Here is a 25,738-nt window from a genome sequence, read left to right as displayed (position 1 = left end):
GAATTTTCTTCTGCAATTATGAAGTTTAACAAAATCAAAGGAATAAGCCAGGCCTCCCTTACTCGGGAGGCCTGGCTTATTTCCGTTCTAGCTTTTTAGCTCCAGCATCAGAACCTGGATGCAGCCCAACGCTTAATCACGCCGTCTCATGCTTTTTGCCCGGATCCAGATCATAGACCTGAGTATGTTCATTCTCTACTAGTGTCCATTCCAACGTGCCTGGTTTGCGTAATTTCCACATCAGAGCCTGAACCCGCAAAGATCTTCTGACCCAGGCGAGCGAGGCACAGCGTTTCTCGGAGCGGACCGTCAGGCCCCAGTGAATGACACGTGCCAGCCAAGGATTCACATAGGTGTTGTGGCTGCGGACAGATGGTAATTCATCCTGAAACAACCGCTGCTTCACGTCCAATGGAGGCTGCCCGCATGTCCAGTAATGCAGTAGAGCTGACAGACTATAGATATCTGACATCGGCCCCTGGATGGATTTTTCCGAATAAAATTCAAGCGGCGAATATCCCGAAGATGTGAAAATGGCCTGTTTATCCCCAGATTGCATCGGCCAGCGGGCAGCCGAACCGAAATCCAGCAGCATCGGCGTCCCGTCCTCCATAATCATAATGTTGGAAGGTTTCACATCCCTATGAAGAATGCCTTGCTTATGAATGTAGTCCAATGTGTCGACCAGGGGAAGCAGGGTACCTTGAATAAATGCAGGGTCCAGTGCATGATCGTTTTCATGCAAAAACTCGTTCAGCGTAACCCCGCTGCAGTATTCCGTAATCAGATACCCTGTGCCATTTTCTTCGAAATGATCTATATATGGAATAATATGAGGATGACTCAGACCCGACAACAATTCTCCTTCTACCATGAAAGAAGCAAGCAGCTCCTGATACTGCCCGCCGAATCCACGCGAAGAACAGTACACTCCCCGCTTGTCCGAATGCCGCGAAGCCAGCCTCTGCGGGAAAAATTCCTTAATGGCGATCTTCGCCCCTGTATTTTTGTCTCTTCCAGCATATACAATAGCCAGCTCGCTGCTGGCGAGTACCTGTCTTACCTGATATGTATCATTTAGAATGACATTGCGCTGCAGTGCCATTTTGTAATTGTCTTTTCTCATAACAGACCCTCTTTTCAACCTTGTCGATCGGAAGACTTGCCGCATGTTGCATTACTCTGTCCCAATCAGCAGACGTTTCATCGCCAACCATCTATATAAACCAATCATAGCAATTTGAAACACACTTATGTGGAAATAATAAAATAAATTACGATACCCTACTCCATACTAGTCTATACCTGATAGAATTTCAAAATCTTAGTTAAATCTTAAACTATTTATCTCATCATGTTATCGACAGATAGGGCGGATTCGTTTAATGGACTTGAAACCTTTGATCCGCCCGTGCCTGTGCTATATTAATAGTTTTGTTGTAAAAACTGGCGAATCTCCTCGTTCATCTGAATGAGCACATCCTGTGAAGGAAAATGCCCCGTGTCGTACTTGACGGCTTGGACATTCGGGATAATTTTCTGAGCTCGTTCAATAACTTTGTCCCCAGGGAAAAAGACATCCTTCTCTCCGACCAGTAGCAGCGTTGGCGACGTATAGTTCACCAGCTCTTCCCGTTCCGTAAGCTTAGGGTTATCCTGCTCCATGCTGACGTATTTGAAAATTTTGCCCATGATATTTTTATCCATTTCCTTCATGCAGTTGCATGACATGGTGCCTGTAATTTTTTGCAAAGAAGATGGCGAAGAAGTCATCCGGTATTTCACAAGTGGAAGAACAATGTCCTGAGCTGTTTTAAATTTCGAACCCACAGCCAGTCCCGCAGGCGATACCAAAACGGAACATGCAATACGCTCCGGAATATAGGTAGCCAGTCTAAGGATAATTCCACCGCCAAAAGAAGGCCCGATAAACGCACTTTTTTCAATCTTGTAGTGGTCCAGCAGGTCGGAAACCCACAAGGCCAAACTGTCAAACCTCGCCGAGATTCGTGTCTCTTCACTGTAACCGGGGTGACCGATCGTATCGGGAGCAATAATTCGGTAATCCTTGAATAAGGAAGAAAACCAGGATAACGTCATCGGATTCACACAGTTTCCGCCTTGGAGAATGAACAGCGGTTTCCCGTTCTCCGGCCCCGTCAGCAATACATGGGTTTGTCCAAAACGTGTCTCCACATATTCCCGCTCAACGCCCTCGCCCAGATTTTCCAGATAGGCTTCATAATCCTCCAGAATACTGTTCTTGCCTTCTTCACTTCTATAAATGGAACTCATGTCTGCCTCCTGCAATGTGTACTCTACCCTATAATTTGACGAAAAAGGGATGGACCAAAAAGATAAAGAGGGCCTGCAGATGACAGGCTCCTCCATATGTGTAACTTATCATATTCAGATGATTATAGAATGGAAACTGGAAATTGTAAATATCGTTTCTAATAGACTACATATAATGGAACATACGTACAGGATTTTTGCTTATTTTCGCCCGTAATCCGCCTTGATTTCGCCCCACTGTTTCGTCTGCCATTTCAACACTTTATTGCTGTACGTATTCGTACGCAGCCATTGCTCCGCACGGTCTATCATGAGCCAGATCTCCTCCGTTGAGTTATCCCGAGCTAGCGTGGTGGATACTTTCTTTTGCTTCAGCCACTTCATGGCATTCACCGAGTCGGTATACACGGTCTTGTTGCTTCCTTCTTTTTTGAGATGCGCCAAGGCATGGACGATAGCCAAAAACTCACCCAAGTTATTCGTTCCCTTGGAAATCGGTCCTACGGAGAAAATAATCTCTCCCGTGCGCGTATCCACACCTTTATATTCTACAGGTCCCGGATTTCCGCGTGTGCCCACGTCAACCGAAATACTGTCATAGTCCACTTCCTCCGATGTCTCCATCCCAGCGCTTCTGCCGCTGCTGACCGATTTGCTTTTGGAAGAACCACCTGCTCCACTCGAGCCCGTCCCCCAGTTCCCTTTCCACCCGGCACGATATGCTTCTTCGGCTGCTGATCTGGATTCGTATGATTTATATTTTGCTCCGGTAAAATGATCCGTCTGTGCTTTGCATTCCGCCCACGTGTTATACACACCTGGTTTCTTGCCTTCCCAGACGACATAGTATTTCTGTTTTGCCATCGTTACCCGCTCCTTCGTTTGCTGCAATCAATACCCTATTGTAAACGAAAGGAAGGGGTGAATGAAAGCACTCGATAGACAATCGTTCAGTTCACCGTCACCCTTATTTCCAGCTCCGCACCATGTCCAGGGCTACGACCAGAAGCTTTCTTTCATTATGTCTGATTTGTTGCTCAATGACTTGCTCACATGTAAGTATTTGATCGTCGGATAGCTTATCCTTTAGCTGCTCCAACAGCATAAATGATTGTGCACACACTTCCAGACTGGTATCACCAATAAACGGAATGATGTGCTCTATATGTAATATGTAATCCAAACGTTCAAGAGCGTATAAGAATGTTCCCCTGCTTCCTGATGTTCTGGGGTCCATGATAGCATGAATCAAAGGCTCGACGGCTCTATCATCTGGTATCGCCTCTTCGGAATCTTCTTGGGAAAGAAGTTCCTGTATTATCTTCGTATGCATCGTACGTTGTATCACTCCTCGTTTGTTAGCAGAAAGGAACCTCCTTAATAACATCGGTCGTTTTCCACATTTGGAACGTAGTATAATGGTCCTTTTGTTTTTGGGACTATTTTCCCCACCGTCAGCGAATCACCAATTAACTGTATAATTCATCCATTCTCGCTGCTCCACAAAAAAGACCGTTTCTGCCAGCAACACAACATTGCTCTTGCAGAATACGGTCTGTTATTCTCGACTCATCTGTGGATCTACTCTAGTTTTATTTTTTTTGCATTAACGTGTACTTAGATAGGCTATACCCAATCCACCCGTAACCGGGTTTTCGTAAATTTCGCAATCTACCTCAAACACTTCCCCAATCATCTCACGTGTCAAAATATCTGCAGGCTTACCGTGAACCACGATCTGTCCCCGCTTGACCACATACAGGTAATCACAATATTCTGCTGCCAGTTCGAGATCATGGAGTGCTGCCAGTATGCCAATGTCCAACCCACGGACAATATTGAGAATTTGGAGCTGGTATTTGATGTCCAGATGATTGGTCGGCTCGTCCAAAATGAGAAATTCAGGCTGCTGCGCCAGTACACGGGCCAGGATGACACGCTGCTTCTCTCCACCGGACAAAGACACATAATTGCGATCCGCATGTCCGGACAGATGTACCTTTTCAAGCGCCTGCTCCACAATCTGGGCATCCTGCTGATTATCGGTTTCCAGCAGCTTTTTGTGTGGTGTCCGGCCCATCATGACCATCTCACGCACCGTAAAATCAAAGCTTAGTTCGTTGAACTGCCCCACAACACCCATATGCCGGGATACGATCTTCGGACTGGATTTCAAAATGTCCTTATCGCCGAGTAATACGCTTCCCTGCTGTGGCTTGATCACTTTGTAGATGCTCTTGAGCAGCGTTGACTTGCCGCAACCGTTCGGTCCAATGATTCCAACAAATTGCTTGTCGTTTACCTGTAACGAAATGTTTCGGATGATGTCCGTATTCAGCACTGATATGGATACATTTTCTACGTTCAGTTTCATGGTTTATTTTCCTCCAAAACCGTAGCCTTTTTTGACCAGCATATACATAAACATCGGTGCACCAATCATGGCCGTAATAATTCCAATCGGCAGTTCAACGCTGGATATCAGAGATCTTGCGATAACATCCGTCCAAATGAGGAAAATGGCCCCGAATAATACCGACACGGGCATGACTTTGCGATGGTCTGAGCCAACCATACCTCTTACGATATGCGGAATAATGAGTCCCACAAAACCGATCATCCCGCAGCTCGAGACCATAACCCCCGTTACAAGTGCCGTTAAGAGCATGTACAATCTGCGATATACACTTAGATTAATGCCCAGCGTCACAGCCGCTTCATCCCCGAGCAGCATCGTATTAAGCACACGGGACTGCAGCAGGAAGAACAGAATCGCTACCAGAACAACAATACTGATTAACGGGAGCTTGTTCCAGCCCGAAGCTGCCAGGCTGCCCATCGTCCAGAATGTGACGGTTCGGATGCCTTCTGCATTGTTTGCAAAGTAAATAATAAAGTTCGAGAACGCACTGCATAGTGCGTTAATGACCATCCCGGCAAGTACCAGCTTGACGGATGTCATTTTGCCCCGGATCCCTGCAAGTGTAAGTACCAGCAAGGATGCACCCATGGCACCAGCAAAGGCCCAAAAGGCCACACCCGTTTGACCTAACCAGCTAATGGAACCGAATCCGATCAAAATCGCAAACGTTGCTCCGAGTGAAGCTCCTGAGGATATACCTAGTATGTAAGGATCAGCGAGTGGATTCTGCACAGCAGCCTGCATGACGGCACCACAGAGCGCCAGACCTGCCCCGATAAACATGGCCATTAATACGCGCGGAAAACGAATTTGCCAGATGATATCGGTAAAGGAACCCAATTCAATTGGCGCAGCTCCAAGCTGAAAGCCCGTTATTTTGTAGAGAAGAATCCGATAGGACTCGGCCAGCGGAATATGCACCTGACCTATGGATACCGCTATCCCCACCGATACAAGCATGAATACCACAAGTGCTGCAAGAAGTAATGCGAAACCGGTTTTGCTGTGAATCAAAGACTTGGGTTTACCCACGTGCTGCGTCTGCATCTGAACTGTTTGTGCCATTTCTTCCCCCATCACTTCCACGAAAATGTAAGATCAAAAAACTTAGCTATGTACAACGCTTTTGATCGGATTATAATTGAGAATGATTATCTTTGTCAATTTTAAAACATAACTACCCTCTTGACAATGGTTTGATATAAAACTATATTGGAATTATGAAAACAAGAGATGCCATATCACTTATATCCAAAATTAAAGAGAGTTCCAATCGTTTTATTGTATCCGAGATGACCAAGCATGGGGTTCAGGATATTGCGACTTCGCATGGCGATATTATCTATGCTCTGTATCACCGGCCTCAAATGACCATGGCGGAGATCGCCAAAAAAATTGGCAAGGACAAATCTACCGTCACAGCACTTGTCGACAAGCTGGTTCGCATGGGATACGTCATCAAGGAGAGAAGTGACGAAGATACGCGCGTTGTTCATGTAGCACTGACATCTAAAGGCCAGGATCTCAAGCCCGTTTTTGAAGAGATCTCCCAGAACCTGCTGAATGTCTTTTACGCGGATATCACAGAAACAGAGAAAGAGGAACTGCTTCGGATTTTGATGAAGATTCACAGCAACTTCTAATTTTTTTTGGATGAATAGTTTGATATAAAACTAAATTGAAGGAGGAATTATACATGAAGGACTACACCAAGTCCCTGCCTGACCATACCGTACAATACATTGGGGAACAGGATTTGTATCTGGAGATCTTTGAGGGAGATGAAATTCAAGGGAGAAGTAATCACAGACCCCCTCTCCTATTCGTTCACGGTGCCTATACAGGCAGCTGGATGTGGAGTAAATACATCCCTCATTTCGTTCAACAGGGCTGGACCTGTTATGTGATGAATCTGAGAAGTCACTACAAGAGCAGGGTGCAGGACATGACCCGGGTGACCTTTGAGGATTACCTGGAGGATATTCAGGAAATCATTACCGAGTGCGGGGAGCCGCCTATCCTCATCGGATTCAGCATGGGTGGCATTCTTAGTCAAAAGCTTGCAGAAAGCTCTCCCCTGCGCGGGTTGGTCGTGATCGATTCCAGTCTGAGCCAGGAGGTTCTTCGCTCCGTGCCATATGCTGAAGTGGATCGCATAACGCCTGGTCTCGTCGTGCCTGCACCCGTTCATCATGAGCTGACCAGCATAGATGAATCGGCAGAGGACATTGCTTTTCAGCGCAAATATTTGGCCATGGAATCATCGCAGGCCTTCAGCACATTCTCCGCGTTCTTTGGTGGTGAGGACGTGGTATCCATTAATGGTGAGTCCATTACATGTCCTAGTCTTGTTATCAAAGCCGTATCCAGTGAGGAAGAGGAGCAGCGAGGCAGATTAACCGCAGAGCAGCTTCGTGCGGAATATGCCGGACTATGGCACACGACACATACCGGTTTGCTCGTAGGTCAGAGGTATATTGAAGCAGTCGAGATTATCCTGGATTGGCTTCAGCGGAGAAAGAGTGATTTCTCCAGTTAACATTGGCGAAATATCGTTCGCCGCATTAGTGATTATGTATATGTTTTGGATAATAAATACAAAAGTTTCTCTTTTACATCTGCCCATTCACTGTCTATGATGCTGTAAAAAATATTATCATGAACCGAACCGTCCGCCTTTATTCTATGCTTACGGAATATGCCTTCTTTCTTGGCTCCGATTCGTTCAATGGCTCGTTGCGATCGGACATTTTGTCCACTTACGGAGAACTGCACCCGCATTAAATTCAGTTCTTCAAAGCAATATTGCAGCAAAAGATATTTACACTCTGTATTTACTCCCGTCCGCCAATAGTCAGGTGCAAGCCAGGTCCATCCTATCTCAGCATTTCGGTTCCCAATGTCAAGATCGCCTATTCGGGTAGTTCCGATGATGTCTCCTGTCGCTTGGTCCACAATAGTGAAGGGAAGCTGTGATCCCTTCTCTTTATTGTCCAGTGCAAGCGTCAGTACTTGATCAAGTTCTTCAGGTGTATGGATTGTTCGCCAAGTGAATTCCCACACTTCTGGAGTGAATAAGACACGAATTAATTCCACCTTGTGGCTGTTTTCCATAGGTACAAGAGTTACCCTTTTCCCTTCAAGAACAACATCTTTTTCTTGCATGATCACTGTCCACCTCCATCTAGTTTATATAAAACATATTACAGATTAATGTGCTATCGGTACATATTCCTTTTGGTGCAAAACGTTTTTTACTGGGCAGCCGAAGGTGCTTCTGCATCCGCTTCAATTTCAAAATATGGATAATAACTTCATTCAGATGAGAAATGGTCACTTTAAAAACATAAAAAACCGCCCATCAAGGATGGACAGTTTTCGTTTTTACTTCTTCCAGAGTACACGGTATCTCATCCGCATTGAAACCGTTAGCGCTTTAACCTTGCGTTGTGGTTGCACTTCTTTTCTTAAACAGATAGATCCCTGCCATGAGAATAAACCACACCGGAGTAACAAACAGCGCCACCCGTGTATCCTCTGCCAATGCCAGAACAACCAGCACAAACACGAGGAAAGCCAAAATCAAGTAGTTGGAAAATGGATAAAGCGGCAGCTTGAAGTGATTCCGGCTAGCGATCTCCGGCTGGGTACGGCGGTATTTCAGGTGACAGATCACCATAATGCCCCAGACAAAGATAAAACAAACGGTCGAAACACTTGTGATCAGTGTAAACACGCCCTCTGGCATGACATAATTCAGAATAATGGCAACCAGAATAACCAGCGTGGAGAAAAAGAGTGCATTGGAAGGCACCTTTCGGCCATTCAGGCGGGCAAGGGATTCCGGCGCATTCCGATCCTTTGCCATGGAGAAGACCATACGGCTTGTACTGAAAATGGCACTATTGCACGCTGAAGCTGCGGATGTCAGCACCACGAAATTCACGATCCCGGCGGCTGTCGCAATACCTACGGCTGCAAACACCTGCACAAAGGGACTTTCACTCGGCACAATTGCGTTCCATGGGTAGATGCTCATGATAATCAGCAGTGCACCAACATAAAAGAGCAGCACACGGATGGGAATCTGGTTAATGGCTCTGGGAATAACTTTCTCCGGGTTCTCCGTTTCCCCCGCTGTCAGTCCGACCAGTTCCATACCTACAAAAGCAAACACCACCATCTGGAACGAAATGATGAAGCCATGCATGCCATTCGGGAACCATCCCCCATGACTCCACAGATTGGTAAAGCTTGCTGTCCCCTGATCTGTGGTAAAACCTTTAAATATCATATATAGACCTACAACAATAAGGGCCAGAATGGCAATTACTTTGATTAAAGCAAACCAAAATTCCATCTCGCCGAACAGCTTCACTGTTGCCAGATTCATGATTAATAAAATGACCAGTGCAATTAAACCAGGCATCCATTGCGGTACATTCGGAAACCAAAACTGCGTATACATGCCAACAGCCGTAATGTCGGCCATAGCGATGGAAATCCAGCAGAACCAGTAGGTCCAGCCTGTAATAAACGCCGCCATATTTCCCAGGTAATCACGCACAAAATCCACAAAGGAGTGATACTGCAGGTTGCTTAACAACAGTTCCCCCAATGCACGCATGATCAAAAACAAAACCATACCTGTGATGATATACGCCAGCAGGATCGACGGTCCTGTCAGTTGAATCGTCTTGCCCGCTCCCAGAAAGAGGCCTGTCCCAATCGCACCTCCAATCGCCATAAGCTGGACATGCCTGTTTTTTAATCCCCGTGTTAATGTTTCTTGCTGCATGGTAAACCACCACTCTCTTTCTGCACATGCTCTCTAGGTTGCTGAAACTTGTATACAACACATCATATAATAATCTGACCAGAATACATATCCTTCATTTATGATTTTTTTCATGCCAAAGAGGCCACCTCTCCTAACAAGGCGCCCTCTAGTTTGGGTCATCGTTATTTTTGCTTATAGAACTCATGATACAGCTTCATTAGCGCCCGCTTCTCGATCCGTGAGACATACGAACGGGAGATGCCGAGTTCCTTGGCAATTTCGCGCTGAGTCCGTTCTTCCCCGCCAGCCTCCAGGCCGAATCGGCCAATGACGACTTCCTTCTCCCGGTCATCGAGAATGTCGAGGTTGCGATAAATTTTACTTTTTTCAATCTTAAGCTGCACCTTGTCTACGACATCATCTGCTTCGGTTCCAAGGATATCAATTAACGTAATTTCGTTGCCCTCTTTGTCCGTTCCAATGGGATCATGAAGGGAAACGTCTTTGCGTGTTTTCTTCAGGGACCGCAGGTGCATTAGTATTTCATTCTCTATACAGCGGGCCGCAAATGTGGCGAGTTTGGTTCCTTTGCCTTGCTGAAAGCTTTCGATGGCCTTGATCAAGCCGATGGTTCCGATCGAGATCAGATCTTCCAGATCTTCACCCGTATTGTCGAACTTCTTGACGATATGCGCAACAAGGCGCAGATTGTGTTCAATGAGCAAGTTGCGGGAGTGGGCGTTGCCTTCAGCCATGAGGCGCAGGTGCTTGGCTTCTTCGTCCTCAGCCAGCGGCTGGGGAAACGCATTATTTTTGACATACGAGACGAGCAGCGTTAACTCCTTGATGAACAGGGCAATTGCGGTAAACAATCCGGGCACAGATGACACCTCCTGCAGTTTTACAACGATCTGGCCTGAGCACGTGAAGGAACAGGGTCGATCTATTGTATGTAGGCGGGGGCCCAGAAGTGCACGTACACTTCAAAAAGGGAACGTTTCCTTGATGATTTAATGGATCTTTATAATGGAGAACGCTACTGCTTTATGCTTGCCTGTGTCAGTCTATCCTTTCGCATGAGTATTACGTACTCACTTCAACAATGGAGCCAACCTTCTGTAGGAGCAGAAATTCTTTTTGTACACTCTCGATAAAGTACTTTTTCTCTCCCAATATCACAACATCACTCTCGGCTAATGGAACATCGCTTTTGAAATAGATAAAGTTATCTGCGCCTCTGAATGCGCCTTTATAGTAGTACAAACGGTCACCTTCTCTTGGAAATAATGATATTAATGATTATTAAGCTTCTGGATCTAAGTCCAGCCATCAAAGAGTCATTGGGAAATTTAAAGTAAGGACTCCAGTCAAGACATCATTTCCAATATCCATTTTAACTGCCTTATAACATTTCAAAAACCACTAACGAAAGATAACGTTAGCGGTTTTTACTTCGTTAAAATATTTCCCGGCATTCGAATGCCGCGCCAGCCACTTACATCACATTGTCCATATGTATTATCACCGACAGCAACCAACGTACCGTCTGATTTAAGCCCTACGGTATGGGCACAACCTGCCGCTACGGCAACAATATCGCGCCAGTCACTTACATTACACTGGCCATACGTATTCCAGCCTGCAGCGGTAACCGTACCGTCTGCTTTCAGGCCAATGGTATGATTACTTCCCACCTCTATCGCCACCATCCCGTGCCAGCTGCCTACATCGCATTGACCATGTTTATTGCTACCCACGGCCATTACTGTACCGTCTGATTGCAGACCAGTGGAATGGAGATAACCCGCAGCGACCATTACAACATTACGCCAGCCACTGACTTCACATTGGCGATATCGGTTATTCCCTACAGCTAGCACTGTTCCGTCTGCTTTCAGACCGAGGGTATGCCAATCTCCTGCAGTTACTGCCACTATATCATTCCAACTACTTACCTGGCATTGACCTTCTTGATGCCGACCCACGGCAACCACCGTACCATCCGACTGAAGACCGATGGTGTGGCGCCAACCTGCCGCAATGGCTACAATATCGTGCCAATCGGTTACCTCGCACTGGCCATCCTTATTCCACCCCACGGCCGACACAGTGCGATCCGATTTCAGTGCGATGGTGTGGACATTGCCTGTATTTGTCGCCATATGTACATTACCCGCTGCGACCGCAATGATATCCCGCCAGCCGCCGACTTCACATTGGCCCATTTTATTATCACCAACAGCCATCACCAGACCGTCAGATGTAAGCCCAACGGTATGACGGCGTCCCGCCGCTATCGGATCTTTGGGCCACTTTTTCACCTGTAACCTCGCTTTATTCAGCGAATGATATTCCATGTTACCGCACTCCTTGAGGGAAGTTTCCTTCGGCAGCCATTTCTAAACTAGCTTACTTGGAGTTACTCCTCTTTTTGTCTGAAACACATCTTACCAATAAGAAGTCCTGTGCCCGAGGAACAAATCAAATATCCAAAGAACAAAAAAACCAAGAAAACATCATGAAGATCTTCAGGAATCTGAAGTACACCTTCAAACCAAGCCAAACGAAAAGGATACAGAAGTGCTACCCAGATGATCAGCAAGACAAGAATAAAATTAATGATTTTCCTCACTGTAATGATCCTTTCAAGCCTGTATGGTGTCCGTTATGTTATACCAATAATACTTCAATCAGGATGGTTTGTCTTTTTCTAGTTAAAACTGCAAAGAAGCCTCCACTCCACATTACGCGGAGCAGAGGCCGTATCCTTCCATTCTTCCTGCCTAGACTCAGCTGAGCGGCGCAGGCTCCACAACGTCCGGGATTTCCGGCAAACGCTGTTTGCGTTCCATCCCCAGACTGATCACAAGCCCAAGCAAACCCAGAGTCGCAATGACTGCTGCGTACAATGGTACGGAAATAAGTCCCGTATGCGTAATCGCAAACCCGCCAATATAGGCTCCACCTGCATTCCCCAGGTTAAACGCGGAGTGGCTCGATGTGGTCGCAAGCAGCGGTGCTTCGCGAGTCATATTCATTATACGAATCTGCAGACCCGGCATAATCCCGAACGCCGCAACACCCCAGCAGAAGATTGTAATGACCGCCAAATATGGATTCTCCAGCGTCAAAGTGAGTGCAGCCAAAAGTACAGCCAGCACGCCGAAGTTGACCATCAGGGACGGCATCAGTTTCCAGTCGGCCAGGCGTCCACCCAGCATGTTCCCGAGCGTCACACCAACCCCGAACAGTACCAGTATCCACGTTACACTCTGCTCCGCAAAACCGCTGATATCCACTAACATGGGTGTAATATACGTAAATACCGCGAAGAGGCTTCCACAGCCCATGGCACCAATGAGCAATATTAATAGTACCTGAGGACGAACAAGATTACGGAACTGCTGTCCCAGGTTCGCCGGCTCCCCTTGCGAAATAACCGGAATGAATCGAATGATGCCGATCAATGAGATGATGCCCAAAATGGTGATGGCTCCAAACGAGGATCTCCATCCAAGCTGTTGGCCGATAAATGTACCGAAGGGTACCCCAATGATATTCGCAATTGTAAGTCCTGCAAGCACAACGGACACCGCACCCGCCCTTCTCTCCGGTGCAACCAGACGAGTTGCCATGAGCGACCCTACACCAAGAAACGTACCGTGTGCAAATGCCGTCAAAATGCGTGCCGAAATTAGCAAGCCATACGTTGGTGCAATGACGGATAGTGCATTACCGATGATAAAAATGCACATCAGCAGGACCAGCAGTTTTTTCTGCGGTATCTTATGGGTAAACACGGTCAGAATGGGTGCGCCAACCGCGACACCCAGGGCATAGCCCGTAATCAACTGCCCTGCTTGAGGAATGCTCACATGCAGATCAGCAGCCACATTTGGCAGCAATCCCATAATGATAAATTCGGTCATTCCAATGGCGAATGCTCCTACCGTCAGGCATAGAAGGGATAACGGAAATGCCCCTCCTTTTCCCGATTTTGAAACACGTCGTTCTGTCTTGTTCATATGATGTTCTCTTCTCCTGTCCATCTTCTGTATCTTTTTTTGGTTATTCCTTGTTACGATTTCAGGACGACATTTGGGCTGCTTTTAGCCACATTGCCTCGTTCAAGGCCTCGAACGTTTCCAGCATCGCAAGCTTATTCCGCCAATGTGCCGGGATGCCGCTCTGACCATAATAAGCACCAGCAATCTGTCCGTACACCGCACCGGTTGTATCTGCATCATCACCGAGGTTAACGGCTAACAGTGCACCTTCTTCAAATGTGGAAGATTTATGGAACGCCCACAATGCGGCTTCCAGCGAGCGGACGACATAGCCGCTCCCCTGAATTTCAGGTGGTTCCTTATCACGGTAAGATCCACGCACAACCTCTTCAATGGCTGGGGTAAAAGAAGACTCACTCCTCCACCGTAGGCACGTTTCGGGCAGCAGCATGGTGTGTTTGTCTGCTCCGCGCAGCCCTGCAACCAGAATAGCCGCAAGCACCTCGCAAGCTTCCAGGCTTTCCGTTGCTGCGTGTGTCGTGCGGGAGCTCAGCTTCGCATAATGCACAGCATCCTGCGGATGGTTGGCATACACCATAGCGACTGGCGCAAGCCGCATAATTGATCCGTTACCTGCCGTCATTGGATCGACAGATCCGCTGTAAGGCTCTCCGGTCTTCCTGAACCTTTCCAGCGCATTTCGCGTAGCCCCGCCGATATCAAAGCATGTTCCGGTACTGCTCATGTAGCCGACCTCATACCAATTCGTGTATCTGCGCATCTGATCCGCCGGATCAAAATGTTCTTTTCTCACTAGACTTTCAGCCAAACATAGCGCCATCGAAGTATCATCCGTCCACTGTCCGGGAGCTAGGCCGAACACACCACCCCCCACAATATCGGTTACAGGCTCAAATGTGCCTGGGCTGCTAAACTCCACTGTCGTTCCCAGTGCATCTCCTGCCGCCAGTCCAATCAAGCTTCCATTGAAGCGATCCTTATCCAGCATCGCCGGTCCCTCCTCTGCGTCCTTATTTCCAACATATCTCTTCCATTCTCCCACAGGGGCTGTTCTGTCGTAAAGAATTTTAAAAAGATGCAGCATGGCTTCTTCGAATCGTACAAATGTCCATAGGCTTTCTTCTATTATAAATGTGTCGAAAAAAGGAGAACGCTTGTTATCACTCCTTATCTCAAAAAAAAGTTTATTTTTTTACAACGGAGAAAACCGTTTTTTCAGTACACCGCTTACATGCATAGGTCATAACGCTTTGCCTCGTTCGCCACTTTCTGAAAACACGTCATTTATGTGCAAATTTTCAATGTAAACTATCATGACGCGCTTGACCCCTTACTTTGTCCCATGTTACGGTTTTATTAGCTTCAACGCATCGTTTTTTCCAAATTTATATTACTGGACATGTAACTGCGTTAACTAATCTACCGCAAACAAAAGTAATACAGGAAAAATTTGATTTTCATTTTCTTTCCTGACTACATCCCAAAACAAATTCTGAAACAGGAGGAACAAATTTATGATTAAGGCACTGGTTTTTGATTTCGATGGAACGATTATTGATACGGAGACAGCATGGTATATTGCTTTTCGTGATGCCTACAAGGAACACGGCGTGAACTTGACCCTGGAGATGTATTCGCAATGCATCGGTACCAGTCTGAAAACATTCAATCCCTATGAGTACCTCATCACAGATTTGAATCTTCCGATCGATCGGGAAGCGTTCAGGGAATCGGTTCAGCTGCAGCATGCTGCATTAATGAACAAGGAGCAGGTAAGACCAGGCATCCAGAATTACCTCGAAGCAGCACGCGAGGCTGGATTAAAACTGGCCGTTGCCTCAAGCTCCAAACGGGAGTGGGTCGAACAGCACTTGGAACAACTGAAACTGAAGGATTACTTCGAAGTGATTCGAACAGCCGACGATGTGGCCCATGTGAAGCCTGACCCGGAATTATATAACCAAGCCCTTGAAGCGCTTGGAGTAACTGCAGACGAAGCCGTAGCGATTGAGGATTCACCTAACGGCGCACGTGCAGCTGCTGCAGCTGGTATTCACTGTGTCGTAATCTCGAATACCATAACAGGAACTCTGAATTTCGATATGCCTCACCAACGGCTGTCATGCCTGACCGACCTCGAATTTAATGATTTGATCTCGAAACCACTCGTCACTACCGTCTAGGTCTGCACGAATTTCGCATTTCAAATTTTAAAGGGGGAGTTCACACATGAAAGCTGTACATTTTGGAGCGGGCAATATAGGCCGCGGTTTTATCGGTCATATGTTGTCCGCTTCCGATTATGAAGTCTGCTTTGTCGCACGTAACCCGAAGAAGATCTCCATGCTGCAAAAAAGGAAAGAGTATCCCATTACACTGGCTAATGCAGATCAGGACACAACCATGGTCAGCAACGTCACGGCCATTCATGTGGGCGAACAGGATCGCCTGGCTGAGCAGATTGCATCGGCTGATCTCATTACGACAGCGGTCGGTGTATCTGCACTTGAGGATATCGCCGAACCCATCGCCAAAGGCATATATCTCCGCATGAAAAACAATAATCAGGCCCCTCTCCATATCATCGCTTGCGAGAATGCCATCGGAGGCAGCACCCGCCTGAAGAAACGGGTATATCCGTTTCTGGATGAACAGACCCGTACCAAAGCCAACCGCTATATCTCGTTCCCCAATGCAGCAGTTGACCGGATTGTTCCGGTGCAAGACCATAAGGATCCACTGCAGGTCACCGTTGAACCTTTTTATGAATGGGTCGTTCACCGTCCGGCGCTGCTGGATGGATTCAAGGAGATTAAAGGCGTACACTACGTCGACTCCCTTGAGCCTTACATTGAGCGCAAAATGTTTACCGTGAATACGGGTCACTGTGTGGCTGCATACTTCGGATATCTCGAAGGATTCAAGACGATTAAGCAAGTCATGAGTAACGCAACACTGCATGCCAAGGTTAAACAGGTCATGGAGGAAACGGGAGCCATGCTTGTGAGAAAACACGGGTTTAATCCTCAAAAACACAGCCAATATATCCATACCATTCTCGAACGCTTTGCCAACCCCAACCTGACAGATCAGGTTACCCGGGTCGGACGTTCACCCCTTCGCAAGCTATCGCCTTATGATCGGCTTGTTCGCCCAGCGATGCAGGCCAGCGAATTCGGAATTGAAATTCCCCATCTTACTTCCGCTATGGCTGCCGCAATGCTCTTCGATCACGAGCAGGACGAGGAAGCCATGAAGCTCCAACACATGATTCGTGAAGATGGCATCTCCGCCTTCATTCGTGAACGCATGGGAATTCCCGACGAACACCTCATTCATCAGCATGTTGTCGCCCGATACGAGGAACTCAAAGGGCACAAGGGATCGACCATTTTAACCTGACACCTCGGGTAAGACGGTTGGTTATGCACAACTGAATAGAGACGGCAAAAAAAGCCGGGAGGAACCCATGCCCAAGCATTGTTCCTTCCGGCTCTTTCATGTTATTTTGTAATGTTTGCTTCATTCATAATGGAATTCAGGGATACATACGCCATCGGCAGGAATCCCTCAGATGGTTCACCCACAGGTGCATCAATGTGGAAAATGAAGCCATTGCCGTCCAGTTCTTTTACAATGAAATACTCCGACTTTTTATCGTTTTGAGACATCATATATAGTCTTGCATCCTTCATTGGGCCATTGCTGAGCTCTTCCTTGCTCAGTTCCTTGACCTCTCCGGTTTCGCTCAGCTCTTCCTTGGCATCCATCTTCAGCGCATCCAGACTGAAGTCTGTAGGAAGCTTCTCGATCTCCACTTTGTAGTCAGGATCAATCTTCATCGTCAATTCGTCGTCCTCTGCATCAAAGGCCATGGGTTCAAACACATAAAGCGAGTACCCCTCACCTTGAGCAAGTTCAGCTGGACGTTTCTCCGTCATGCCTTCCACCGTTACTTCCAGCTCTGTTGCTTTGGGACGATCGGATGTCACGTTATTGCCTGCATTGGAACTGTTCGGTTCATCCCCTTCGATCTTCGCGATTTCTGTGAGCACCAGCTGCTTGGTTGTATTGTCGCCGCTCTCAATCGTTCTCTCTACATATTTAAATTGTACTGAATCTTCATCATCAATGTCATCGAAGGATTTCTGCACATTCTCTTCCACCTGGAAAGCCATTGGAACCTCCTTGACACGGATCTCTACCGTGTGAGGATCTGCCCAGCCCGTCAATATACCCTCTGCTTCGATCACCGCACTGTCATTCGGCTGCTGCTCCGGTGCTGGCGTCTGTTCCCCTGTATTATTGGTGGGTGGCTGAACTGCAGGACTGCTGTTACCACAGGCCACAAGTGAGAATCCCATGAGTAAAACGAGTAGTGATGCACTAAGATTCATTGTATTTCGCATATGAACACCTCCGTTAGCTTATACGCAATGATGCTTGTCCATGTTGCTTCATTCTGCATACTAGTACTTACACGGCTGGTCGCTAGCTCAATCAGATAGATAAATAGAATAAGCGGAAGTCGGGCACATCTCTAACTCGCTCGTTCCATTTGAACAAGCTTGGCGTTGGCACCGTTAAACACTTTTGTCTGCTTGTTGAATTGCTTTCTGATCTCGGCAAGCTGCGCATATTGGATGTTGCGTTCCCGGATTGCGCGTTTGATTTTGACCAGATTCGGTTCTGCGCTGCCCCTCATTAATGAATAGAGCACTTCATCGGCATCCAGACTTTGCTGATACGAGGTTACAAATTCCTCAAATGTCTGGGCTCTTACTTCATACTGGTCCAGAACGGTTTGTGCCTGGGTCAGCGTCTCTTCTTTTTCAAAAGACAAGCGTCCCAGGGAATCCCGTACAGCTGGAGTTTGCTCCCGCGTCTGATTCATCAAGGTTTCCGCCTGCTCCAGCAGTTTTCTCCGCTCAGCTATATGCTCTTCTGCCTGATCCAGCAGTGACTCTAGGTCACTGTTTTTGTTTTTCCCCTTATTCAAAATCGACGTGTACAATTGCATTTCCTCCCGTTCATGACGGGCAAGCTCCTTCAGATTCTGAGCCATCTCCTGATCATTCCGGATCAATTCGTTCACCTGGTTCGCAGCCGGCTCCTGCGGCTGGCCGCAGGCACTGGTGAGCACCGCCAGCGTCAGGCCAACGGCAGCCAGTGCTGATTTTTTCCACGTACGCACTCGTTCGTCTCCTCTCTGCATTTGTATTATCGTCTCTAATTACAAGCGGGTATCTCCGCTAAAATTGGCAGTCCAATGTGCATTCGGGTCATAGACCTCGAATTCATAACCCCGATCTTCAAGCAATTTCAGAATTCGCGGCAAAGCCTGCACCGTCTGCTCCCGCTCATGCATCAGGATCACTTCCTTGTCCCGGTGCACACTTTTTCTGACACGCGCCACAATTTTGTCCGGTTGACCCGGAAGGTTCCAATCCAGAGAGTCTGTTGTCCAATCCCACATTTTGAAACCAGCCGCGGCAATGTCGCTCCTGAAGGATTCACCGATCTGCGGACTGCTGCCGTAAGGAGCGCGAATCAGATGCGGAGTAAAGCCAATCAGATCCTGAACCATCTTCTGCTCCTTCTTGAATTCCTTCACAAAATTCGCGGAGCTTCCGCTTTTGTACAGGGTGTTATAGTTATGTGTCATACTGTGGAGCCCCGGATAGCTCCCCTCCTGGACCAGTCGCTCTACCGCGGACTTATGCTGATTCAACTGACGGCCAATCATGAAAAAGGTTGCCTTAGCCTCATGTTCTTTCAAAATATCCAGCAGTTGTTCCGTATATTCACTTGGTCCATCATCAAACGTTATGTATGCCAGTTTTCGAACCTGTCCCTGAAACCGTGCAGGCTCTTCCTTCACATCCGGTGTCATTTCAATCATACCCAGCTTGGTTGGCTGTTCAATAGCAGCTACCCGGGGCGGGGCTACATAGCCCTTAATCCAGTGGGTCATTCCAATGAATGCATATGTTAAACCAGTAATGATCAGTGCAAGCAGCATCAGGGCTGCACTCAATCTTCCGTACCGGATTCGTCTTCGTTTGTGTGTCTTCGTTCGGCTGGTTCTGCTCGCAATGCCGCTGTTTTCTCCTGCTGTCTGTTGTTGAACTCTCACTTTCCATGCCACTTCCTTAATTTCCCGATTATTGGTATATTATATCGTTTCATGTCTCTATATAGAAGATTAATAGAAAAGCGGCATGGGTGAATGACAGAATAGTTACAAGCCCGGTTACAATCTGCTTATCTATTTTCCTTTCATCGCTTTTCGAACAGCTGCGTTCTCCTGTATAATGAATTGATTTACGCCATTTGACTTCAAGAAGGAGCTACATCCATGACAAGCTTGTTTCGTGCCGGCAGATCTATTGAACTTCTGTTCGTTGTCGGCATTATTGCTATCTCGTTTTCTTCCATTTTCGTGCGCTGGTCCAGTGCAGATGTGGCTGTTATCGCCATGTATCGGCTGTTTCTCACCAATCTGCTGATGCTTCCGTTTGTCTGGAAATACCGGCATGAGATGATGCGCCTGAACTTCAGGCAGTGGGGGCTGCTGCTTGCATCGGGTGTGATGCTGGCACTTCATTTCCTGCTGTGGATGGGATCGCTCAGACTTACGAGTGTGGCCAGCTCCACGGTCATTCTCGCACTTGAGCCCATATTAATTCTCGCGGGTTCCGTCTGGCTGTTCAAAGCCAAGATTAACCGCATGATGATTATCGGCATGGGCATCGCCCTGCTTGGGTCCATAGCGATCGGGGCTGGAGACTTCCAATTGGCCGGAACGGCACTGCAAGGCGATCTATTATCTTTGCTGGGAACGATTGCGGTAGCCATCCATATGCTGCTTGGTCAATTTCTGCGTTCCGGACTAAGTGCCTTCTCTTATAACTTCTGGGTATTTTTCGTCGCCGCCTGTACGCTGGCGGTATATAATTTGGCCATGGGGCATCCGTTCGGGGGTTATGCCGCTTCGGAGTGGGGGATTTTCCTGCTGCTCGCTGTCGTGCCGACGATCTTTGGACACTATCTGTTTAACTGGCTGCTTCAGTATATGAATGCCACAACGGTATCCATGGGCGTGCTCGGTGAACCCGTATTCTCCTCACTGCTGGCCTGGATGCTGCTTGGTGAATCTCTCAGTGCCATGCAGATGATTGCCGGCGTTGTCATTATCTTTGGGGTATGGATTTTCATTCGGTATGGCAAAACCAAACCGGAACCCATACCCGCTGACGCACCTGTCGGCGGTCAAGGACCTGCTGAACCTACGGCGGTGTAATCTATCCGAAGGATATGACATGGCAAAAAGAACGATTGGAGTCTGATATTATAGACTTCAATCGGAATCCAATACTCTTCATAAGGCGGTGTATTTTCATGAAAAACATTGTATCCATGCGCTGGCTGCTCGCCAGAATGTACGAACCCGATGTAGTCATTGCCGACTGCAGATTCCTGCTCGGTCAACCGGATGCAGGAAGACAAGCTTATGAGGCTGGCCATATTCCAGGTGCCGTTTATCTCGATCTCGAACAGGATCTATCCTCTCCTGTGTCAGCCCATGGCGGACGTCATCCGCTCCCTGACCCGGCAGAACTGGTAAAACGTCTTTCGAAAGCAGGAATCGGTTCAAATGCTCGTATTGTTGCCTACGATGATCAGGGCGGTATGAATGCCTCAAGATTATGGTGGCTGCTCCGCTACCTGGGTCATGAACAGGTGTACGTGATGGACGAAGGCTTCTCTGCTTGGCAAAACGCCAAGTTCCCAGTAACCACGGATGTGCCCGTGCGGATTCCGTCCACGTTTGAAGCAAACGTGCAGCCGAGCATGCTCGCCACTGTGCAGGATGCACAGCACGCATCGGCCAATAGCTCAGCCGTGCTGATCGATTCACGCGATGCCCGCCGCTATGCGGGGCTGGAGGAACCGATTGATGCCAAGGCTGGACATATTCCGGGGGCGGTGAATTATTTTTGGAAAGACGTGCTTGGTGCAGATGGACGCTGGTCTGACGTGAGTACATTGGAGGAACGTTTCGGGAAGCTGGCGAAGGACGAGCCCATCATCGTGTACTGCGGCTCCGGTGTCTCGGCCTGCCCGAACGTGATTGCACTGGAGGAAGCCGGATGTACCAATGTGAAGCTGTACGCCGGAAGCTGGAGCGACTGGATTAGTTATGAGGAGAATGCAGTGAAAACTGTGGACGAGTAAAGGCAAAGTGCCCGCCTACGGGTCGGGTTCTTTATATTTGGACTATAATGTTGTAAAGTTCATGATGTACCGCTGATGTTAAAACAGTGTACGATGCAGTTGTGAAATTAATCGGAGCTTCTTCTGCCTACACAGGCTATGAATTGAAGAACATCACCAAATAAGTAAGAGTTACGACGCTGACGGTTATGCTTCCGTTAGTTACATGGTTCCGCAAAGTTCTGGTGGAGGTAGCAAATATCACTTTCAATGCGAGTAGCACCGCCTCGCTCAAATTGGCTACTGACTTGTTGAAAGCTGCTTGAGTACTTGTAACGGATAGCTTCATAAGCAAAATTGTCTGCAGCCGTGGAATCTCGTGATTCTTCCAAATACGACGTATGGTGGCTACAAAGTTACCATCGCGCCACATGCAACAGCTATGACACTGTAGTACTCCGATTCTCCAAGTAATATCATCAAGAGCCTACACATTGTGTGGGCTCTTGATGATACGTATCCACTAAAAAGCCCCTCGTGATTTCCCCATCGTAGGGACTTTTCACCTGCTTGCATAACTATAAAAACCAATCCTCACAGGACGGTTAAATAATTGACACAAAAATATCATCCGATTTTCAATGGAAATAAAAGGATTGATTCGTTATGTCACTACAACAAATTTTATTGAAGCCTCCCAAAACAACGATATTGTAAAAGTGCTATTCTCATAAAAACTTATGAAAACGAAATGTTCCAAGAGCCATCATTCATCTTTGAATACGTGGCTCTTGGAGATGAACAAATACTTCAATTAATGTTAGACAATGGTCTAATCAAGTATATGCAATTTTTAAGGAATCAGACTGATACACCTGTGTTGGCAACTTGATAAAAACGTAAAGTAAGTATTTTTCCTGGATTATGGTGCAGATCCGAAGCAATTAAATTTATGGTTAAACACCACTAATGACTGAATCAAGAGTTCAAAGTGATCAATGATAGATAACAATGTTTATTTTTTAGGGACTAATTGCTCTCGAAATATTTAAAATATCTAACTGTTTCATTATAGTCCTCTTCGTCGGAATAAATATTCAACATTTTCCCTAACTCAATCGCAAAATCTACATATCCGTTAGCTTTTGCAGTTATTATGTTCCGACTAACTTTATATGTTTCGGCATTGTTTGTACGATTGCTAGTAAACTCTCTTGCTTCTAAGACCCCTGCTTGCTTAACAACTTCGACTCCTGAACATATAGCACCAATATACTTCTGGTTAATGTCTAGCCCCTTAATAAGTGAAGTAAGCTGCTGATTCCCTTCTATTGCGCTAATATCTCCTCCTGGAATAAGCAGTACTTCTACATCGTCACAATTAATTTCTTTTATATTCTGATGGGGTTTAACAGTAAAACCTTCGTAAGAATTGACCATCTCGGAACTTAAACCCACTGTAATGATTTCCCCCTGAGTTTTCATTAAATAGGTTGCCAACATTATTTCAAAATTTACAAATCCATCGTAGATTAAGACATGAGTATTAATGTTTACACCTGCTTTCATTTATTTTAAGTTCAAACTGCTTTTTTTAACTCTTTAGAACGGTTGAATGCACCCACAATCCATAGAGCCAAATTAAAGAAAGCCAAGGCTATCACGATTGTCCCATCCCAAAAGTACAAGGAATGCCAAGAATTATTTACTAAATTGGTAACAGCTTTAGAGACCGCTATCAGAAAACCTGGAATAGAAAAGAATGAAAAGAGTAATATTGCTGAAAATATCCCTAGCAAATAAATAAATGAAAATATTCTTGAGAGAGTTTGTTCATTTTGTCTCAATTTACTCCATTCTATACGAGCATTTTTACTATAAATTTTTCTCAAATAAAGAATTGCTTGTCCCAACAGATTCGAAGAATTTGTAATAGTAATTAAAACATAATAGAGATCAGTTCTGAAGAAAATGAGAAGATGCCATAAAAACTTATATATTTGTATGAGGACTATCAATCTCATGTATCCTACAATTATTGAATCTTGTTGATAGATGTACTGGCATACAAGTGCAAGCAAAAGAATCACTGAATCCCACGCCATACCCGCAAGAAACGGCAAATATCTTTTTTTCCTTTCAATCGACCACAATGAGTTCATATTCGCTTCAATAACCATCCAAAACCATCTTATACTTATTTTAAAATTGACCGGTACCCCAAGTGATGATGCTGCAAAATAATGGGCAGATTCATGCAGAATCGTTAGACTCCATGATATTAGAAATAGAATAAGCAAACTTAAACCAACTGACTCATTGAAAATAAAATAATCTTGATAAGACGGAAGGAGTGCAGGATTAAACGTAAAAATAATTATAGATGCAACAAAAGAAATTAAATAAACAAAAACTGTAAATTTGTTAAAGAGCAATCTACCAACCTTTACTCTTCCCCCCCTTTCATCCTTACTAGCCTTAAGAGTAACCAAGACTTCATCATTAAATTTATGAATTAGATTTAACTCTAATAAAGTTTCCACAAAATCAATTATATCTACATCAACATCGTGATTCTTTTTTAATAAATTAGATATTTCATCCAGTGTATTTATACCATCCATTAGTTCTATAGCTAGAACACCTTCAATGGGGATTCGAATATAAATACTTTGTTCTGGGTCACCAATTGTATACTCCTCTCCGTCTTTTTGTACCGTCAAGTGATTAGCACAGATCTTCGATGTCAAATTGATAGAAATCATATATGTACCTCACTGTTAGCAATATCAATCAATTTTTCAAGACTTACTAGTTCTTTGCAGTTCCCTTTAACACCACAAGTTGGACATTCATCAAGTTTTGACCAACTTTCTGTTTTTAGGATATCCATTATAGCCGTATCATACACATGAGTTGTTGACGGGAGCATACTCTGTGTGTAATTTGTTAGTAATTTTAATACTTCAGCCGACAAAAAACCCGAAAGTAATGCAACATGAGGTGCAATTGCAGAGTTAGTTTCTTCATATCTAGTTTCATAAAGGGCCCTTAATTGGTGTTCAAAGTGCTTGTCTACCCTCAAACTTCTTATTAAAAAACAATCGTAACATCCATAATCGGGCAATATAGTTTCCCAAATAATTTTTGTATTGCTAATTCCTCCTTGAACAATCGGTACTTTATGATGAACACACGCTGCATTTACCCACCTACTCGCAACAATTCCCGGTGAATCTATTCCATTTATAACCAAATCACTTCCACTAATAATATCTAATATATCATCTGGAGAGGTTACTTTTAAGTTATGAACATTTACTGTAATGTCTTTATTTATTTGTTTTAGTCTCTTCTCTGTTTCAATGGATTTGAAACTTCCTATACTGTCCTCCGTGTAAAGAAATTGCCGGTTTAAATTACTTAGTTCTACTGTATCATAATCTACACCTATTACCTGGCCAACACCTAAACCGACTAATGAAGCAGCGGTGAGACTTGCACCACCTAATCCTAAAACTACTACTTTTGATTTTTTCAACTTAGATTGGTAACTATATTTCCCTTGTTTTAAATCACTAAAGTTGGAAAAAAAGGTTAAATTAGCTCTGTATCTGTTTAATTCCGATAATGTTAATCCTTCTGTACTGATATCAAAATCCTCAATTACTCCAATGCTATCAAGTGCCTCAAGTCCATCTATTACCTCACTCTTTGAAAGATCACATTTTGATATCAAATCATCTAGAGTATTTTCTCCATTTAACATCATTATAAATCTGAAAATAACCCCATCCTTATCTTCAATTTCAAATACTTCTCTTTCAAATCCTAATCTAATATTATCGCCTGATCTTACTATTGGATTCATTACATTTTTGAATTTTGGACGCATAGAATTATTTCTCCTTTATTAACAGGGCCGCTGCATTGCAGCGGCCCTGTTATTTAGTAATACATTGCTTATTAGTTGTGGTGGTTGATCAGCGGTACCAG

25 protein-coding genes are annotated in these 25,738 nt (G+C 45.6%); 6 read left to right on the top strand and 19 right to left on the bottom strand.

What is annotated here, in order from left to right:
• Positions 1-136: 136 nt before the first annotated feature.
• The 6 genes from PIL01S_RS11520 to PIL01S_RS11495 form a co-directional block, all read right to left on the bottom strand.
• A complete protein-coding gene (locus tag PIL01S_RS11520; protein ID WP_127537681.1) occupies positions 137-1,126 on the bottom strand; it encodes a serine/threonine protein kinase in 990 nt (329 codons plus the stop codon).
• A 299-nt stretch (positions 1,127-1,425) separates the two neighbouring features.
• Entirely contained in the window at positions 1,426-2,295 is an 870-nt protein-coding gene (locus tag PIL01S_RS11515; protein ID WP_127537680.1) for an alpha/beta fold hydrolase, read from the bottom strand.
• A gap of 201 nt (positions 2,296-2,496) precedes the next feature.
• A complete protein-coding gene (gene rnhA, locus PIL01S_RS11510) occupies positions 2,497-3,159 on the bottom strand; it encodes a ribonuclease H (RefSeq protein ID WP_095289769.1) in 663 nt (220 codons plus the stop codon).
• A gap of 103 nt (positions 3,160-3,262) precedes the next feature.
• Complete coding sequence (locus PIL01S_RS11505) at positions 3,263-3,628, bottom strand: hypothetical protein (RefSeq protein ID WP_127537679.1); 366 nt, start codon at positions 3,626-3,628, stop codon at positions 3,263-3,265.
• Positions 3,629-3,901: 273 nt separating this feature from the next.
• Complete coding sequence (locus PIL01S_RS11500; protein WP_127537678.1) at positions 3,902-4,669, bottom strand: ABC transporter ATP-binding protein; 768 nt, start codon at positions 4,667-4,669, stop codon at positions 3,902-3,904.
• A 3-nt stretch (positions 4,670-4,672) separates the two neighbouring features.
• A complete protein-coding gene (locus PIL01S_RS11495) occupies positions 4,673-5,782 on the bottom strand; it encodes a FecCD family ABC transporter permease (RefSeq protein WP_127537677.1) in 1,110 nt (369 codons plus the stop codon).
• Between the two features lie 155 nt (positions 5,783-5,937).
• On the opposite strand from PIL01S_RS11495, the gene PIL01S_RS11490 reads away from it, so the two are divergent.
• Entirely contained in the window at positions 5,938-6,360 is a 423-nt protein-coding gene (locus PIL01S_RS11490; RefSeq protein ID WP_127537676.1) for a MarR family winged helix-turn-helix transcriptional regulator, read from the top strand.
• A gap of 53 nt (positions 6,361-6,413) precedes the next feature.
• Positions 6,414-7,256, top strand: coding sequence for an alpha/beta hydrolase (locus PIL01S_RS11485; protein ID WP_127537675.1), 843 nt, complete (start codon positions 6,414-6,416; stop codon positions 7,254-7,256).
• A 32-nt stretch (positions 7,257-7,288) separates the two neighbouring features.
• On the opposite strand, the gene PIL01S_RS11480 is transcribed toward PIL01S_RS11485, so the two are convergent.
• From PIL01S_RS11480 to PIL01S_RS11450, 7 genes are all read right to left on the bottom strand, one after another.
• A complete protein-coding gene (locus PIL01S_RS11480) occupies positions 7,289-7,882 on the bottom strand; it encodes a GNAT family N-acetyltransferase (RefSeq protein WP_246058193.1) in 594 nt (197 codons plus the stop codon).
• A gap of 271 nt (positions 7,883-8,153) precedes the next feature.
• Positions 8,154-9,515 carry an amino acid permease gene (locus tag PIL01S_RS11475; RefSeq protein ID WP_127537674.1) on the bottom strand — a complete coding sequence of 454 codons (1,362 nt, stop codon included), beginning with the start codon at positions 9,513-9,515 and terminating at the stop codon, positions 8,154-8,156.
• 164 nt (positions 9,516-9,679) lie between these two features.
• Positions 9,680-10,378, bottom strand: coding sequence for an RNA polymerase sporulation sigma factor SigK (gene sigK, locus PIL01S_RS11470; protein ID WP_095289757.1), 699 nt, complete (start codon positions 10,376-10,378; stop codon positions 9,680-9,682).
• 202 nt (positions 10,379-10,580) lie between these two features.
• Entirely contained in the window at positions 10,581-10,760 is a 180-nt protein-coding gene (locus tag PIL01S_RS11465; protein WP_127537673.1) for a hypothetical protein, read from the bottom strand.
• 185 nt (positions 10,761-10,945) lie between these two features.
• Positions 10,946-11,854, bottom strand: coding sequence for an RCC1 domain-containing protein (locus PIL01S_RS11460; protein ID WP_127537672.1), 909 nt, complete (start codon positions 11,852-11,854; stop codon positions 10,946-10,948).
• 432 nt (positions 11,855-12,286) lie between these two features.
• Positions 12,287-13,522 (bottom strand): MFS transporter, encoded by a 1,236-nt coding sequence (locus PIL01S_RS11455; RefSeq protein WP_127537671.1) that lies wholly within the window; start codon positions 13,520-13,522, stop codon positions 12,287-12,289.
• 61 nt (positions 13,523-13,583) lie between these two features.
• Positions 13,584-14,513, bottom strand: coding sequence for an ADP-ribosylglycohydrolase family protein (locus tag PIL01S_RS11450; protein ID WP_127537670.1), 930 nt, complete (start codon positions 14,511-14,513; stop codon positions 13,584-13,586).
• A gap of 526 nt (positions 14,514-15,039) precedes the next feature.
• On the opposite strand from PIL01S_RS11450, the gene PIL01S_RS11445 reads away from it, so the two are divergent.
• Together PIL01S_RS11445 and PIL01S_RS11440 are read left to right on the top strand one after the other, a co-directional pair.
• The gene (locus PIL01S_RS11445) at positions 15,040-15,708 is read left to right on the top strand and encodes an HAD family hydrolase (RefSeq protein WP_127537669.1); all 669 of its coding nucleotides are present in this window, start codon (positions 15,040-15,042) and stop codon (positions 15,706-15,708) included.
• A gap of 46 nt (positions 15,709-15,754) precedes the next feature.
• Positions 15,755-16,927, top strand: coding sequence for a mannitol-1-phosphate 5-dehydrogenase (locus tag PIL01S_RS11440; RefSeq protein WP_127537668.1), 1,173 nt, complete (start codon positions 15,755-15,757; stop codon positions 16,925-16,927).
• Between the two features lie 101 nt (positions 16,928-17,028).
• Here the strand turns inward: PIL01S_RS11440 and PIL01S_RS11435 are convergent, their stop codons facing one another.
• The 3 genes from PIL01S_RS11435 to PIL01S_RS11425 all read right to left on the bottom strand — a co-directional run bounded on the left by PIL01S_RS11435 (position 17,029) and on the right by PIL01S_RS11425 (position 19,661).
• On the bottom strand, positions 17,029-17,934 hold the full coding sequence (locus PIL01S_RS11435; RefSeq protein ID WP_127537667.1) for a hypothetical protein: 906 nt from the start codon (positions 17,932-17,934) through the stop codon (positions 17,029-17,031).
• 131 nt (positions 17,935-18,065) lie between these two features.
• Positions 18,066-18,719 carry a YkyA family protein gene (locus tag PIL01S_RS11430; RefSeq protein WP_164764223.1) on the bottom strand — a complete coding sequence of 218 codons (654 nt, stop codon included), beginning with the start codon at positions 18,717-18,719 and terminating at the stop codon, positions 18,066-18,068.
• A 39-nt stretch (positions 18,720-18,758) separates the two neighbouring features.
• Positions 18,759-19,661, bottom strand: a complete 903-nt coding sequence (locus tag PIL01S_RS11425; protein WP_246058178.1) for a polysaccharide deacetylase family protein — start codon at positions 19,659-19,661, stop codon at positions 18,759-18,761.
• A 222-nt stretch (positions 19,662-19,883) separates the two neighbouring features.
• Between PIL01S_RS11425 and PIL01S_RS11420 the strand changes: the two genes are divergently transcribed.
• On the top strand, positions 19,884-20,828 hold the full coding sequence (locus tag PIL01S_RS11420) for a DMT family transporter (RefSeq protein WP_127537665.1): 945 nt from the start codon (positions 19,884-19,886) through the stop codon (positions 20,826-20,828).
• A gap of 98 nt (positions 20,829-20,926) precedes the next feature.
• On the top strand, positions 20,927-21,763 hold the full coding sequence (locus tag PIL01S_RS11415) for a sulfurtransferase (RefSeq protein WP_127537664.1): 837 nt from the start codon (positions 20,927-20,929) through the stop codon (positions 21,761-21,763).
• Positions 21,764-22,771: 1,008 nt separating this feature from the next.
• Here the strand turns inward: PIL01S_RS11415 and PIL01S_RS11410 are convergent.
• The 3 genes from PIL01S_RS11410 to PIL01S_RS11400 are packed head-to-tail and all read right to left on the bottom strand — an operon-like array spanning position 22,772 to position 25,637.
• Positions 22,772-23,311, bottom strand: a complete 540-nt coding sequence (locus PIL01S_RS11410) for a DJ-1/PfpI family protein (protein ID WP_246058176.1) — start codon at positions 23,309-23,311, stop codon at positions 22,772-22,774.
• Positions 23,312-23,322: 11 nt separating this feature from the next.
• Positions 23,323-24,507 carry a PqqD family protein gene (locus PIL01S_RS11405; protein ID WP_127537663.1) on the bottom strand — a complete coding sequence of 395 codons (1,185 nt, stop codon included), beginning with the start codon at positions 24,505-24,507 and terminating at the stop codon, positions 23,323-23,325.
• The gene (locus tag PIL01S_RS11400) at positions 24,504-25,637 is read right to left on the bottom strand and encodes a HesA/MoeB/ThiF family protein (protein WP_127537662.1); all 1,134 of its coding nucleotides are present in this window, start codon (positions 25,635-25,637) and stop codon (positions 24,504-24,506) included. Before PIL01S_RS11400 ends, PIL01S_RS11405 begins: the two co-directional genes overlap by 4 nt.
• Positions 25,638-25,738: the final 101 nt, after the last annotated feature.

It is taken from the genome of Paenibacillus illinoisensis NBRC 15959 (genome assembly GCF_004000925.1).
In the GTDB taxonomy this organism is placed as follows: Bacteria; Bacillota; Bacilli; order Paenibacillales; family Paenibacillaceae; genus Paenibacillus; species Paenibacillus illinoisensis.
Note: the sequence above shows the minus strand (reverse complement) of the source record. Positions and strands in the feature narration are given on the sequence as shown.

Coding starts and splice junctions, on each gene's coding strand:
- PIL01S_RS11520 (WP_127537681.1), bottom strand. CDS start 1,126: ATGAGAAAAGACAATTACAAAATGGCACTGCAGCGCAATGTCATTCTA.
- PIL01S_RS11515 (WP_127537680.1), bottom strand. CDS start 2,295: ATGAGTTCCATTTATAGAAGTGAAGAAGGCAAGAACAGTATTCTGGAG.
- rnhA (WP_095289769.1), bottom strand. CDS start 3,159: ATGGCAAAACAGAAATACTATGTCGTCTGGGAAGGCAAGAAACCAGGT.
- PIL01S_RS11505 (WP_127537679.1), bottom strand. CDS start 3,628: ATGCATACGAAGATAATACAGGAACTTCTTTCCCAAGAAGATTCCGAA.
- PIL01S_RS11500 (WP_127537678.1), bottom strand. CDS start 4,669: ATGAAACTGAACGTAGAAAATGTATCCATATCAGTGCTGAATACGGAC.
- PIL01S_RS11495 (WP_127537677.1), bottom strand. CDS start 5,782: ATGGCACAAACAGTTCAGATGCAGACGCAGCACGTGGGTAAACCCAAG.
- PIL01S_RS11490 (WP_127537676.1), top strand. CDS start 5,938: ATGAAAACAAGAGATGCCATATCACTTATATCCAAAATTAAAGAGAGT.
- PIL01S_RS11485 (WP_127537675.1), top strand. CDS start 6,414: ATGAAGGACTACACCAAGTCCCTGCCTGACCATACCGTACAATACATT.
- PIL01S_RS11480 (WP_246058193.1), bottom strand. CDS start 7,882: ATGCAAGAAAAAGATGTTGTTCTTGAAGGGAAAAGGGTAACTCTTGTA.
- PIL01S_RS11475 (WP_127537674.1), bottom strand. CDS start 9,515: ATGCAGCAAGAAACATTAACACGGGGATTAAAAAACAGGCATGTCCAG.
- PIL01S_RS11460 (WP_127537672.1), bottom strand. CDS start 11,854: ATGGAATATCATTCGCTGAATAAAGCGAGGTTACAGGTGAAAAAGTGG.
- PIL01S_RS11455 (WP_127537671.1), bottom strand. CDS start 13,522: ATGAACAAGACAGAACGACGTGTTTCAAAATCGGGAAAAGGAGGGGCA.
- PIL01S_RS11450 (WP_127537670.1), bottom strand. CDS start 14,513: ATGCTGGATAAGGATCGCTTCAATGGAAGCTTGATTGGACTGGCGGCA.
- PIL01S_RS11445 (WP_127537669.1), top strand. CDS start 15,040: ATGATTAAGGCACTGGTTTTTGATTTCGATGGAACGATTATTGATACG.
- PIL01S_RS11440 (WP_127537668.1), top strand. CDS start 15,755: ATGAAAGCTGTACATTTTGGAGCGGGCAATATAGGCCGCGGTTTTATC.
- PIL01S_RS11435 (WP_127537667.1), bottom strand. CDS start 17,934: ATGCGAAATACAATGAATCTTAGTGCATCACTACTCGTTTTACTCATG.
- PIL01S_RS11420 (WP_127537665.1), top strand. CDS start 19,884: ATGACAAGCTTGTTTCGTGCCGGCAGATCTATTGAACTTCTGTTCGTT.
- PIL01S_RS11415 (WP_127537664.1), top strand. CDS start 20,927: ATGAAAAACATTGTATCCATGCGCTGGCTGCTCGCCAGAATGTACGAA.
- PIL01S_RS11410 (WP_246058176.1), bottom strand. CDS start 23,311: ATGAAAGCAGGTGTAAACATTAATACTCATGTCTTAATCTACGATGGA.
- PIL01S_RS11405 (WP_127537663.1), bottom strand. CDS start 24,507: ATGATTTCTATCAATTTGACATCGAAGATCTGTGCTAATCACTTGACG.
- PIL01S_RS11400 (WP_127537662.1), bottom strand. CDS start 25,637: ATGCGTCCAAAATTCAAAAATGTAATGAATCCAATAGTAAGATCAGGC.